This is a genomic window from Vibrio sp. 10N.261.45.E2 (genome assembly GCF_002875705.1).
Lineage (GTDB): Bacteria > Pseudomonadota > Gammaproteobacteria > Enterobacterales > Vibrionaceae > Vibrio.
On sequence record NZ_MCZZ01000142.1, the window covers coordinates 40,963 to 54,729 of the forward strand.

General features: G+C 39.5%; 12 protein-coding genes and 2 pseudogenes. 8 read left to right on the forward strand and 6 right to left on the reverse strand.

What is annotated here, in order from left to right; all coding sequences use genetic code 11:
• The first annotated feature begins 154 nt into the window (after window positions 1-154).
• Window positions 155-2,029: a nucleoside-diphosphate sugar epimerase/dehydratase gene (locus BCT34_RS17295; protein ID WP_076657066.1), complete on the forward strand. Its 1,875-nt coding sequence runs from the start codon at window positions 155-157 to the stop codon at window positions 2,027-2,029.
• The gene (locus BCT34_RS17300) at window positions 2,030-2,782 is read left to right on the forward strand and encodes a glycosyltransferase family 2 protein (protein ID WP_076657067.1); all 753 of its coding nucleotides are present in this window, start codon (window positions 2,030-2,032) and stop codon (window positions 2,780-2,782) included.
• Here the strand turns inward: BCT34_RS17300 and BCT34_RS17305 are convergent.
• The 4 genes from BCT34_RS17305 to BCT34_RS17320 are packed head-to-tail and all read right to left on the reverse strand — an operon-like array spanning window position 2,771 to window position 6,128.
• Window positions 2,771-3,655: a glycosyltransferase gene (locus BCT34_RS17305; RefSeq protein ID WP_076657068.1), complete on the reverse strand. Its 885-nt coding sequence runs from the start codon at window positions 3,653-3,655 to the stop codon at window positions 2,771-2,773. The genes BCT34_RS17300 and BCT34_RS17305 overlap by 12 nt on opposite strands.
• A 37-nt stretch (window positions 3,656-3,692) precedes the next feature.
• On the reverse strand, window positions 3,693-4,430 hold the full coding sequence (locus tag BCT34_RS17310; RefSeq protein WP_076657069.1) for an SDR family oxidoreductase: 738 nt from the start codon (window positions 4,428-4,430) through the stop codon (window positions 3,693-3,695).
• Window positions 4,431-4,435: 5 nt separating this feature from the next.
• Window positions 4,436-5,725, reverse strand: a complete 1,290-nt coding sequence (locus BCT34_RS17315; RefSeq protein WP_076657070.1) for an FAD-binding oxidoreductase — start codon at window positions 5,723-5,725, stop codon at window positions 4,436-4,438.
• Between the two features lies 1 nt (window position 5,726).
• Window positions 5,727-6,128, reverse strand: coding sequence for a GtrA family protein (locus BCT34_RS17320; protein WP_076657071.1), 402 nt, complete (start codon window positions 6,126-6,128; stop codon window positions 5,727-5,729).
• A gap of 91 nt (window positions 6,129-6,219) precedes the next feature.
• Between BCT34_RS17320 and BCT34_RS17325 the strand changes: the two genes are divergently transcribed.
• The 5 genes from BCT34_RS17325 to BCT34_RS24675 all read left to right on the forward strand — a co-directional run bounded on the left by BCT34_RS17325 (window position 6,220) and on the right by BCT34_RS24675 (window position 10,036).
• The gene (locus tag BCT34_RS17325) at window positions 6,220-7,065 is read left to right on the forward strand and encodes a decaprenyl-phosphate phosphoribosyltransferase (RefSeq protein WP_076657072.1); all 846 of its coding nucleotides are present in this window, start codon (window positions 6,220-6,222) and stop codon (window positions 7,063-7,065) included.
• A gap of 14 nt (window positions 7,066-7,079) precedes the next feature.
• The gene (locus BCT34_RS17330; protein ID WP_076657073.1) at window positions 7,080-7,505 is read left to right on the forward strand and encodes a divergent PAP2 family protein; all 426 of its coding nucleotides are present in this window, start codon (window positions 7,080-7,082) and stop codon (window positions 7,503-7,505) included.
• Window positions 7,506-7,517: 12 nt separating this feature from the next.
• A complete protein-coding gene (locus tag BCT34_RS17335; RefSeq protein WP_076657074.1) occupies window positions 7,518-8,435 on the forward strand; it encodes a lysylphosphatidylglycerol synthase transmembrane domain-containing protein in 918 nt (305 codons plus the stop codon).
• A 630-nt stretch (window positions 8,436-9,065) separates the two neighbouring features.
• Complete coding sequence (locus tag BCT34_RS24670; RefSeq protein WP_241902793.1) at window positions 9,066-9,302, forward strand: helix-turn-helix domain-containing protein; 237 nt, start codon at window positions 9,066-9,068, stop codon at window positions 9,300-9,302.
• A gap of 26 nt (window positions 9,303-9,328) precedes the next feature.
• Window positions 9,329-10,036, forward strand: coding sequence for a transposase (locus BCT34_RS24675; RefSeq protein WP_241902794.1), 708 nt, complete (start codon window positions 9,329-9,331; stop codon window positions 10,034-10,036).
• On the opposite strand, the pseudogene BCT34_RS17350 reads toward BCT34_RS24675, so the two are convergent.
• Window positions 10,018-10,559: pseudogene (locus BCT34_RS17350) on the reverse strand (ISAs1 family transposase); the annotation flags it as partial. The gene BCT34_RS24675 and the pseudogene BCT34_RS17350 overlap by 19 nt on opposite strands.
• A gap of 128 nt (window positions 10,560-10,687) precedes the next feature.
• On the opposite strand from BCT34_RS17350, the pseudogene BCT34_RS17355 reads away from it, so the two are divergent.
• A pseudogene (locus tag BCT34_RS17355) lies at window positions 10,688-11,545 on the forward strand (IS5 family transposase).
• 300 nt (window positions 11,546-11,845) lie between these two features.
• On the opposite strand, the gene BCT34_RS17360 reads toward BCT34_RS17355, so the two are convergent.
• A complete protein-coding gene (locus tag BCT34_RS17360; protein WP_076657075.1) occupies window positions 11,846-13,765 on the reverse strand; it encodes a hypothetical protein in 1,920 nt (639 codons plus the stop codon).
• Between the last annotated feature and the right edge of the window lie 2 nt (window positions 13,766-13,767).

Consider the following 13,767-nt stretch of genomic DNA (forward strand, 5'->3'; position numbering starts at 1 on the left):
ATTGAATAAAAAGTAAGCAGCATTAACAGCAAAATTACTGAACAACACAGAACTGTCAATTACGACTAGCTTACCGCACTCAACAACATTAAAATACATTCAAAAAACTATAACTATCAAACTTAAGACACTCAGTGGCTCGCTAAGGAACACCATGATCAGACCAATACACATATTGCTTAATGCCAAACGAAAGAACAAGCGTTTCATCAGTATTGGCTATGATATTTTCGCTATCGTGATTTCACTCTATCTAGCCATTACCTTAAGGCTTGGAAATGCATTTTTTGAAGTTGAGATAGAGGAACTAATCACTCTTTTCATTACTGTTTCAATCACGATTTATAGCTTCGTTAAGCTAGGGATGTACCGAGCAGTCTTGCGCTATATGATGTTGCCCGCAGTTGGCAACATCTTCCTTGGCGTTATCATTTCCACCTTAGCTTTAATTATGAGTGGCTTTTTTTTCCACTCATTCATCCCTAGAAGTGTCCCATTTATCTATGCAGGTTTGGCGACACTGACTTTAGGCGGCCCAAGAATCCTCATCCGTTCAATTTATTATCACTGGTTTAAACGCCAGAAACCTAATGTATTTGTTTATGGCGCAGGTGCTACTGGTCGCGATCTAACATATGCCCTAATCCAGGGAGACGAATACAACCCAGTAGTATTACTTGATGATGATCCAACAAAATCGGGGCAAATATTATTTGGGCTTAAGGTCCATCACCCGAGTGAGTTTGAACACCTCCAATCACTTTATCAACCCGTGAAGCTACTTTTAGCCATTAATGGGATCAATAAAGGCGAACGTCTAAGGCTAGTGGAGAAATTATCACACTGGCCGATCGCAGTGCAATCGGTACCATCAGTGGAAGATATCGCTGCAGGTAAAGCAACAGCAACCGAAGTGAAAGACCTTGACGTCGCCGATCTGCTTGGGAGAGCAGCCGTTGATCCAGACAAGGCACTTTTAGCACAAAACATTTTTAATAAGAATGTGATGGTGACTGGCGCCGGTGGATCTATCGGCTCTGAGTTATGTCGCCAAATCATGTCACAAAAACCCAAAACACTCGTTCTGTTCGAACTAAATGAATACAACCTTTACAAAATCGATCAAGAACTAAATTCGACAAAGATCAACTTAAAAAGCGAGACTCGAATCGTCGCAGCTCTTGGTTCAGTTCAGAGGCAAAACCGCTTAGAAAAACTGATGACAGCACATGGGATTGAAACCGTTTATCATGCTGCAGCTTATAAACACGTCCCTTTAGTTGAAGATAATATTGTTGAAGGTGTTCGTAATAATGTGTTCGGTACACTCGCTTGCGCTGAAGCTGCGATACAAACAGGTGTGAAGAATTTTACCCTAATCTCAACAGATAAAGCAGTAAGACCAACTAACGTGATGGGTGCGACCAAACGTATGGCTGAACTGGTTCTTCAAGCATTAGCACACAAGCAAAATACAACCACTTTTACTATGGTTCGCTTTGGGAATGTTCTAGGCTCATCTGGCTCTGTCGTTCCACTATTTAAAAAGCAAATCAAATGTGGCGGCCCTGTAACCGTAACTCACCCAGATATCATTCGTTATTTCATGCTGATCCCAGAAGCGGCGCAACTTGTTATACAAGCAGGAGCCATGGGGAACAATGGTCAAGTATTCGTGCTTGATATGGGAGAGCCAGTCAAAATTCTCGACCTAGCAAAACGCATGATTCATTTGATGGGCATGCAAGAAAATGTCGAAGGCGACTCTCAAGAAGGCGATATTTCTATAAAGTTTACAGGATTACGCCCAGGGGAGAAACTCTATGAAGAGCTTTTGATTGGGGATAATGTGGAAGGAAGCGGCCATCAAAAAATTATGATGGCCAAAGAACAGATGCTAGGTTGGAGCGAAATGCAAGCCTTGTTGAGCCAACTTGATGTATGCTGCCATGACTTTGATGAAGAATGTATTATGAAGATTCTATTAGATGCACCTACCGGATTTACACATGCGCAGGAAAGTTACTAAATGGCCCTTTATATTTCAGTAGTCAATCACAACCATGATAATATGATCTGCGCTAACCCAACGTTAATGAAGCTCGCAACAGAGCACACAGTGATTATTAAGTCAAATACGTTGGCTTCCAAAAAATTGAAAGATTATTGTTTATCCTCTTCCATACACCTTATTCAAGGCGAAAATAAAAGAGGATTTGGCTCCAACAACAATGAAGTATTTCTATATGCTGAACAAGCTCTTAATATGACATTAAGCGACCATTTTTTAGTACTTAACCCCGATGTAGAGATTAAAACATCAACAATCAACTTACTTCTGGAACAGATAATTACAGAAGAAAGTCCTATATCGACAATCAACTTATTTAAGAACCGAGAAATGACAAAATACGATAATTCAATTAGGCACTTCCCTAACCTTCTCAACCCAATAAAGAGCCTCTTGGGGGTGAATCGAACTGATCACTATGATAAAAGTAAGATAAAATCACCAATCGTAATCGACTGGGCTGCTGGTTCATTTTTATTATTTCAATGTGATATATTTAAAAGACTAAATGGATTTGATGAAAAATACTTTATGTACTTTGAAGATGTAGATATCTGTAGAAGAGCAAAAGAAACCGACGTATCAGTAACTTATTACCCTATGTTTCATGCGATTCATTTAGCACAACACTCTAATCGCAATATTTTTTCAACAACATTCTATCATTACCTAAAAAGCACAGTAATCTACTTTACTAAGTTACGGTATTAGATTAATAAGTATCAATTTGCACCGAGATAGAAAGGATATATTTAGCTTTTTACAATCAAATGCTGAACCTCCTTTTAACCTCTTCGAAACCTTTAACCAAAATTCATACTGAGATTTTAATTTCTTGAGATTTTTATAATACAAAACAGGGTGTTTTATAAATCTAACTAAACTATTACCATCTTCTATAGCTCCAACAACATTCCGGTCATGTTGTCGGTATCCGATCAAAGGCCTATCTATAAAACTCCAATTGCCATAGTAACGAGCAAGAATAGCAATCCACCAATCATGCATTGCAATCCGGTTACTGTCTTCGCCATCCAAAGACTCTCTTATCAAATTTATCATTTTACTGTTGATACACAGTGTTGCTCCTTGGACACAATTTGTAAAAAGAATATCATCACTATTTAACACATTTACGGATAAACCTTGATATCGAAAGAAACTATCAAATAGAAGAGAGCTTTCTTCATTAATTAATGATGCATCAGAAAAAATAACTTGAGGAGTATTGCTATCTAACTCCCTTGCTATTTTAAAATACTCTTCAACTTTACACTCATCCCATATATCATCTTGGTCAGATAAAAATAGCCAATCCGCGTCAATTTTATCAAGCGCGAAAATAAAATTAGAGCAAGCACTACCTTGCTTTGCTCCTGCAGATATTTTTATATTATTAAGATCGTTTTCGTTAATTAGACGGACTAAATCATCGCAGGAATCAGTATCATCAAATACAAACAACCTCACATTACCGCTATTTCCAGCAGATCTATTGATAGACTCAACTTGCTCGACAAGATTTTTATCTGGATGATATGTGCAAATCAAAACAGACACGTCCTCAGTAGGTTCAATGTTCATTAAAACCAATACCCGCTCTCACCATACCAACTTAAGATCATAATTTTATTCTATTAAACACTATTTTTGGTATCACCTTAATCACAAACATAATCAAAGACCAAAAACCTGGCGCATAAGAAAAGTTAGATCTCTTTTCAATTCTATTTTTAATTATTTCAGCCACCTTCTCAGGCTTTACCCAAAGCACCCCTTTATCAAACTCAGCGGTCATTGGCGTATCAACAAAGCCTGGCTTGATATCGAGGACGTGAACACCTGATTTACTGAGCTTCTGAGCCAGTCCTTGCAAGAAAGTGGAAACCATGCCTTTTGCTGCGCCGTAAACGTAATTTGACTGACGACCTCTGTCGCCTGCAACGCTGGTGATAACGGTTATGTTTCCTGATTTTTGCTGCTCCATTTTCGTGGCTACGTGAGTGAGAAGCGAAATAACACTTACTCCATTGGTATTTAACTCTTCAATGGCTTTAATTGAATCAGTTTGGCAAAGCTCTTGATTGGGTAGACTTCCGTGAGCAGCAAGCAATACATCAACACGACCGAGTGCATCGAACGCTTGCTCAATAAGTACTTGGTGAGAGTCAAACTGATTCGCATCAAACTGTACTGTATGAACGGTGTTTGCGCCTCTTACCATCAAGTCTTGCTTGATAGTGTCGAGTTTTGAGGTATCTCTAGCAATAAGATAGAGGTTGGCTTTTTCTATGGCGTATAGCTTGGCAACTTCTTTTGCCATTGCTGATGTTGCGCCAATAATAATAATGTTTTGCACGATCTTTATAATCCTATCCGTTTAGACTGGAACGAGTGATACAGTTCATCTACGCCATATTCTTTTCTTAATGCTTGGAACTCTTCCCATTGAGGGTATCCCGCCTTAAACATCTCTTCTGGCATCCTGACGTCTTTAGAGAGATACAAACGGCCTTCATATTTTCTAACAATGATGTCTAGTCTATCGAGTAAAGTAAATAGCTTTTCGTTTAGCTTGAAATCAAGCGCTAAGGTATAACCTTCCATTGGGAACGATAAGAGATTTTTGTTACCTTCACCAAACACCTTCAATACTGCAAGAAAAGAACCTTGTTTTGATTCCGCTATCGCTTCAAGGATTTCGGTCAGACCTTCTTTCCCTGCTTCTTTAGGAATAACAAACTGGTATTGTGTAAAGCCATTACTGCCATACATACGATTCCAGTTATTGATGCCATCAAGTGGGTAGAAGAATGGGTCATAGTGAACAGTATTGTTTACTTCTTCTTTCAGTTGCTTGTTATAATAGGCTGAATTAAATGTCTGTATGGTGTATTTGTTCAACAAAAAAGAAGGCATATCACACGGCATATTTAATAAACCGCCTTTGTGCGTGGTAAGTTCACCTTTGTCAGCGTGCTCTCCTAGCATTAGTAATGAGCGACCTAGGTTATCGCCTGTGGACAGACAATCAATCCACGCAACCGAATAGGTCACATCTTTATATTGCTCAAACAGTGCTAAAGCGATCTCTAAATTTTTAGCTTTAACTACTTTTTGATTAATGTAAGCACTAGTTATCGGTTTCAATTTGAATGTTGCCTCCGTGATAATGCCAGTTAATCCCATTCCACCACAGGTGGCGTGGAATAAGTCAGGATTATCTTCTCTTGAGCAAGTGATTTCTTGCTCATTAGTGATGAGGGTTAACGAAGTAACGTGATCACTAAAACTGCCCTCAAGGTGGTGATTTTTCCCGTGAACATCACTGGCAATAGCGCCTCCAACAGTCACGAATTTTGTTCCTGGTGTGACGGAAAGGAACCAGCCTTTTGGGACAAAGCTTGTTAAGATTTCATCAAGTGAAACACCTGCTTCACAGCGGAGCGTCCCTGTGTTTTCATCAAACGAGATAAAGTGATTTAACTGCTCACTGACTACGATGTTTTCTGAAAGTGCGCTGTCACCATAGCTACGACCTAAGCCTCGTGCTATTCCGCTTTGCGTTTCATTCGCTAACTTTTGACTTCTCGAAGGTACGTTGATATTTGCATCAATGAGTGGGTATTTACCCCAGCTTGTTATTTTTTTCATTCTAACGCTCTATAAATACATATTTTTTATCTAAGTAGTATTTAGTGACGTAGCCAATACTCAGCCCAATCACTGCTCCCACATAGCGCATTGTTTTGGTTTCAAACCAAAGGTCAAAGGTATATTCCGTAACCCAAAAAAGGACTGTAGTAATCACACCCATTAAGCTATAGAAAAAGAAGGTTGTGATATCTTGCTTCTGGCTTTTAGTTTCAAACCTAAAAATAAACTTCTTATCTAGCAAGTACTTAACAATCAATCCCGTCAGCGTGCCTGTGAACATACTAACAACAATTTCATATTCATATTCATAGTGAAAAAGGGTTGATGTTATTTCTTGTGTGAAAAGGTTCACAATGGTCGCTACGATAGCAAAAGCGACATAAAGCATACTCTTAGTCATTATATATACATTGATTTTTATAAACCATCAGCATATCATTTTGCCTAAATTTTGCCTAGATTTTGCCTAGATTTTATTAAGAAGAATTAAAATGTCCAATTTACCTCCAGTAATACGTCTTATGCGGCCAAAGCAGTGGGTCAAAAACGCCTTTGTTTTTGCGCCTTTGCTTTTCTCAGGAGTATTCACTGATATGCTGTCAGTCCAGCATTCGCTGTCTGCCTTTGTTATTTTTTGTTTAGCTTCATCAGCAACTTATGTGTTAAATGACTATAACGACATCGAAAATGACAGAAAGCATCCTGTTAAATCTAAAAGCAGACCGCTAGCATCAGGTGAAGTGAGTAAACCACAAGCACGCATTTTGATGGTTGTTTTGTATGGTGCCGTAGCGCTATCAGCTTTGGTTTACCCTGAAGTAGTAGCGGTAGTTGCAGCGTACTTGCTACTAAATGTGGCGTATACTTTCTACCTTAAGCACCAACCTGTATTAGATATTTTTACGATAGCGACAGGTTTTGTTTTACGCGTCTATGCTGGTGCGGTTTCTTTAGATGTGCCACTTTCTTCTTGGATGTTTATAACCACACTTTCCCTAGCACTTTTCCTTGCCTCAATTAAGAGACGACAAGAGCTCATGAAAAGCGGTAACAAAGCTCGAAATGTACTACAGTTTTACACGATAGAGCTTGTTGATAAATATGCCGAAATGTCAGCAACTTGTGCCATCTTATTTTATAGCTTATTTGTTATTTCGGATAAGCCAGATATGGTGTATACCATTCCATTCGTTTTATTTGGCTTATACCGTTACTGGTTTATTGTAGAGTCGAAAGATTCAGGTGAATCACCAACAGATGCCTTGTTTGCCGACCGTTGGCTTCAGCTAACTATTCTCGGATGGATTGCTGCCTGCATCTACTCATTAACCGTTTAAAAAAGGAAAACGTTATGGATCTTAGTTACCTTATTACACCTTTTTTTGCGTGGTTAGTGGCTGGCTGTACAAAGTTTGCGTTCAATACTATTCAAGCAAAACGTTTAGCTTTTGATTTGATTGGCTACGGCGGCATGCCAAGCAACCATAGTAGTATCGTGAGTAGTGCCGCAACGATTATTGCTTTAAATGAAGGGCTTCAAGAGCCAGCTTTAGTCGTGGCATTAGCTTTAGCGTTTATTGTCATACTTGATGCGAACAGTTTGCGCCAGCAAGTAGGCAAGCACGCTAAGGCTATAAATTTGTTGAACAAAAACAAAGAAAGGAAGCCATTAAGGGAGCGAATGGGACATACTCGCGTTGAGATTTTGGCTGGGGTTGTTACTGGCATCGCTTCTGCTTGGTGTGTGCATTATGCATTCACCTACTATCTAAACTAAGCAAGAAAACTAATGGGCAATAACATCTATATACAAGGCTTGAAACGTCTGTATTTATGGTTGGCTATAGGATTTGTCATCTATATCGCCTGGAACAATTCATCAGAATTAACCACTACATTAAAGTCAGCACATTCGCTCTCTATAGCGCTCATGGGCCTGTGTTTATGCCTATCCGGGTTGAGCTATTTGTGCCGTTCACTCCGCTGGCTGGGGTATATACGCCGTACAGAACGCAAGGCTTCGATAACTCGGCATATCATCATATACCTTTCAGGTTTTGCTTTTACTGCATCTCCGGGAAAAGCTGGGGAGCTAATGCGCGGAACATACCTAGATGATCTAGGGGTACCCTTTCGCTACACGTTTGTAAGCTTTATATCAGAACGATTACTTGATGTTATGGTCGTTTCACTCTTAGGCACATATTTCCTTATCGAGCATTGCAATCGTACGCTTAGCTTAGCGTCGTTAGCTACTTTTTTTTTGCCTTTCATTGTTGTCCCCGCTCTCAATGTGTTGCTGAATTCTCTTTCAACTAACCGAAGGTTTGAGTCAATAACGATGCTTATTGATTTATGGAGAATGCCAATAGCGTTCAAAAGTCAGCTTCTTACATTATTAGCATGGACAGCTCAGGGAGTAATCTTGTACCTATTATTGGCTAACTTAGATGTTAAGATCAACATAGCAATGGCGGTAAGTATTTATTGTCTAGGCTTGTTGATAGGTGCTGCATCATTAATACCCGGCGGTATCGGGGCAACGGAGGTTGGAATGATTTGGCTCTTGACTCAGGTTGGCGTTAGTATCGAAATAGCGACTATTGGTTCAGTTGTAACTAGAATATTGACTTTATGGCCTGCTATGTTAACTGGATTGGTTTGCGCTTTTATCCTTAGAAAACCAAAAGATGCTGTTTCTACTTAACGAGTCCCATAGACCACGGAAAAATCATGAACATCTGCGTCAATAAAAGCTTGCCAGAACCTTTAAAGGTACCCACAATTCATCGCACACATTGCTCTTTTGTGTTCGATGTTCGCTTTTAGCGTCGTTTCACTCTTCAACACGTTTAAGCACATCTGCTTGAACCTTGCGTAGTTTTCTGCACCTTCCTCTGCTCGTTTTCGACGCAGTGTCTAACGACCAGCGCATCGACTCAACCAACCAGCTTGAACGCGTGGCATTTAACAATTCTTTAGCACTTAATTCCTTCGAGATAATGTAGTATCTCACCGTTAATTCTGACTCTTTCGCGACCTCTCTTTTTGCCATAAAGAAACAACGATATCCATTTTTTGGTTCATCGCGGGTTCGTGGGAACTAAAAACAAAAACGATAGTAAGTGATATGATTTAGTCGCCAAACACAAACTACCGTTTTCATGCAGGTCCATACTTTCCTATCTTCATTCTGGGAAGGCTTTCAAATAGCAAAATCTCATCAAACAGCATCACTTATTACCCTGACTCTTAAACCTAACTCTGAGGCTAAATGCTTTTGTGGTATAGAGGCCGAGGCTATCCATAGGATCAATGGTGTCATGTAAAATAGGCCATGTTGCTCGTTGTTCCTGCTGAACTTTCTGTTCAAACACAAAGAATTAAGTGTCGTCAATGCGGTATAAGAACAGAGCCTCTATCTTGGTTGGGGCCTTATGAGCGTATAACGAAGCGCCTAAGAAATTATATAGAACAACTACTGCCTGTTCTTCCCATTAAGCATATCTCCCAGTTAACGAGCATTCATTGGCACACCATTAAAGAAATATATAAACGCCAACTTAGCCAGTGAAATGGTAGGGGCTAAAGCAATTCGTCATGGAGGAGTTCGCTATCTTTAAGGAACATAGGTATGCAACTGCTATTGCTTACACTAAGACTCACCAAGTCATTTGGATAGGACTAGGCCGTAGTCGCAAAGGCATACGACCGCTTTTCGAACAGATAGACAAACATGGCTACAATACCGAAGCGGGCGCGATGGATATGAATACGGCGTTTGACCTTGAAGTCCAAGCTCATTGCTCGAACGAAAAAATCTTTTACGACTTATTCCATGTTGTTGCCAAGTTCGGTCGAGAGGTGATGGATAGAGTCAGAGTCGACCAAGCCAACAAACTCAAGCAAGATAAAAAAGCGAGGCTATGGGTCAAGCGCTCACGCTGGGTGTTGCTGAAAAATAGAGGCAACTTAAATGCACATCAAGACAGCTATCTTACAGAAATATTGAATATCAATAAGGACTTAATGACCACTTATATACTCGGTGCACAACTCAAAGAGCTTTGGTATTGTGAATCAGAAGTACATGCTAAAGGGCTCCGAAAGGCGTGGTGGGAAAAAGTAAAAGGGAGTGGGATTAAGCCATTGAAAGAGATCGTACGAAAACTAGGTCCTTATCTTCACGGTATTATCGCATCGGAAAGTTATCCACTAAATACCAGCACACTGGAAGGGATAAACAACAAGATAAAGCTAATCAAGCGAATGGGGGGTGGGTATCGAGATACGCTTACTTCTTCTTGAAGATAAAAGCGGCTTTCACCGGAAAGCTGCGATGAACCTTTTTTAGCTCTGGCCATTCAAGTCTAATATCACCTAAAACAATCAAATCAGTATTCGTTGAGGCCAGTCTCGTATCCTGGTGAACACGAGATTTTTCTAGCGTGCTATGTGAATCACGATCGTGTTTTTGTAACATAACCATTAAACGTTTGATCTAAACGCCCCTGATTACCGTTAACCGCCAGTAAGTAATCAGCATTCTTATTACGTATTTTCTGAGCAATGTTCTTTTGACGTCCCATTGCATCAATAGTGACCAAACAACCTGATATATCAAGCAGCTCGAGCAACTCTGGGATAGCGGTGATCTCATGCGGTTTCTCGTGAACTTTACGTTATCCGATACTAGCACCATTTTCAGTCGCTAAAGCGTTTACCATGTGAATAGCACCAAGACCGCGAGACTCAACATAAGAGCTTCTAACGGCTTACCGTCAATGGCAATCACTTCACCTTTAGTAAGCTCAGTGCAATCCTTCATCCATTCTGGCTTTGTTGCGTAATTCAGCGAGACTAAATCAAGAACCTACGACCTAATCAGCTACATTTCGTAGCCCTATGCCTAGACTTTGTTACAAAACAACTAACTGGGAGCAATAAAAGCAGTCACTCATTAATCGTGACTCTCAGACCTTTTGGATCGATGAAGAGGTGATAAACGTTGGGCGCAAAGCAAACAGAATAAGCGCGGAAGGCCACGTCGATTCAGTTATCAGAACAGCGCTCATGGTGAAACGAGTTTTTTCTATGCCACGGAGATTCCTGCCAGGATTTATCGACTCAATGTTTAGACTTCTCCATGTTTCATTAAGTTGTCCGAATTTCACTTGCATCAGTCGTAGATCCAAGAAAGCTAAGGTCTCATTTAACACTAAAAGGAGAGGAGTAATACAGCACCTAGCCATTGATGCGACTGACTTTAAGGCTTATGACGAAGCTGAATGAAAAGTCAAAAAACACGGGACAGATGGCAAGCGTAGAGTATGGCGAAAGCTGCATATTGTCGTCGATATAAACACTCATGAAATTATTGCAGCCGAACTAAGTTAATCGACGGTTACAGATGGGGAAGTACTTCCGAACTTATTGAAAAAAACACGCGGGTGTACCCTTGAGGCGTCTGGTGAAGGCGCTTACGAAACGAGAGCGTTGTCGCACTGCTTTAAGGTTAAGCGAACCGATGCGCTTATTCCTCTAAGAGAAGGGGCAACATTCTGAGAGTGTGGTCACCCTCGAAATCTAGCCATGGGTTGCAAGAAGTTATACGGCTCAAATAATTATTGGAAAGAGCGTTATGGACACCACAGACGATCACTGTCAGAAACCGCGATGTATCGAGTTAAACAGTTGCTAGGAGGACGACTGTAGTTAAGAAATCACAATGCTTAGGTGGGTGAAACATACGCAATGATAAAAGCATTGAACCAGCTTACTGGGTTAGGCGTGCCTGAAACTTGTAGTATTGACTAAGAAACACACGAAGCGGGATGGCTCTATCTCTAAATTTAATCACGGAACAAAACCCGGAACAGTATAAATGAGTTGCTTGAATCACTCATACTCAGGTTTCTGTATTATCTAGGAGACGATTTAATAATCTACAATATGTCTTAACTTAAGGTAGTCGAATTTTAAACCTAAGACAAACCAAGCACTAGTATCGAATTCGCAACACCTCCTGAGCCACTATGTGTAAACGACCTTTACTCGGTGTCTTTGAAACTCTGGGAGACATCAAATGAATGCCTCCCAGAGCTGGTTCGAGTAAGGCTATCGAAGGTTTATAAGTGAAATTTGTTCAATAGCTATCTCTCCTTCTCTATCAAGAATGTCTACTCTTATATTCCGAACATTTCCTTCCAAATTGAGAGGCCAATACATCTCGACAAACTCTAGTCCTTTACTGACTGGAAGCTTAACACTATTCTCGAAGTCGTAGCCGGAACCGACATCGAATATCATCTCAAATAAACCACTCTCAGAGCTTTTTACTTTCAACTTTAGCAACATATTCCCACTTAGTTGAATGTCCTGGTTGTGAAGGTAGAAAAAAGGATCATCTCCACTCGTTTTAGCGATAACACTAGAGCCATCTGCACTGAAACCTTGAACTTGCGAGTTAACTTCTATATTACTTAAATCGAAATTGATGATGGTTTCTTCAACTAAAGTAGTTTGGTTTTCTAATTTCTTATACACTACATAATTGTGACCAAAAATACGAGGCAATGTGAATATAGGCTCATAACCAATTAAAAAGCTTTTACTTGTAAGAACTTTCGTAACTGGAAGATAATATGGTGTGTCTACTATTACTACGTAATCAGGTTTATACTTTTCAAGTAATTCAACCGAGTAATTCCTATAACCTCCATTGTCAACGACCTCGGGTGTAACTAAACCTAGTATATCATAAACCTTACCTGGAATTTCGTATCCGAGATAACCGACTTCAAACGCATAAACGGATGCCTCAGTCATTCCAGAATCGTTCATATCAGATAATATAACATCCGACATTACTCGGCGCTCTTCGTTTAAATATGTGTTTGCTCCCAAAAAGTCAGACTCAAATCGATTTACGTTATTCTTGACCTCAATGTATGCAGAGAACAAACAGCACACTAGTAAAACGACAGTAGACGCAAAATATAATTTATTCTTCATACTTTGCTTGGCAACAATTTTACCAAAGGAAAAACTAAGTAGTTTAATGCTAGTGTAATAAACTAAAGCATAGAAAACCGGTATTATTGGAGCATAATACCAAGGCGAATGAGGCATACCTTTAAACTGAAACATTAAAACATAGAATACGCTCCAGAGAAAAACCAACGAACCTCGCTGTTTGATATTAAATATACTAAAAGTAAATCCAACAAGAAACAAGATTAATAATGTACCACTCAAAATTGGATGATCATGGAACCTCATGAGTTCCAAATAGTGCGTCACATTAAATAATCCCGAGACTTCAGAGCCAAAGTAATTTTTCGCATAGAAACTATTAGGCAATAAAGAGTCGAAGTGAGCATACAAAAATATACAAACAAATAAAAACAAAGCAAATGCATACTTTGTACTATTTACTATATTCCAAAACCGTTCCTTCAAACTGTTTTGCTGACAAATAAAAAGGTAATGACAGGTTATCAAAAATGGGACAAGTATACCATCCAGTCGAGTAAAGAGCAGTAATACAGCGCAGAATGAAAGTAGTTTAAGTCTATCTAAACTATAGAAATAAAAGCACAACAGTGAAAGAAATGTATAAAGGGAGGTCTCCATCCCATAAGATAGGTACACCTGTATAGACAGGGGCGCCAGCATACAAATAACAAGTGAAGATATAGAAATACTATTATTTTTCCTAAGAATCAGATATATAACAGTATTACACAGAGCCCAAAAAACAGCTCCTAAAATTACACTTGATGTTGGTATATCAAAACCGAGTAAACTACAGAAAGCCAAAATAGAAGTATAGATAAAGGTCGTCGAACCATATACAGGGCTCGCATCCTGCAATGACCACAAAATCTGTCCTGTTTCAGCAAAATTTTTGGAAAACTGATAGGTAATATAGGCGTCATCTAGACCACCTATTTCAAATGTACCTAGAAGAAAATAAACCACACTAAATATAAAAAGCAACACCAACACAGTGTAATCGATATACTTATTGACCATTG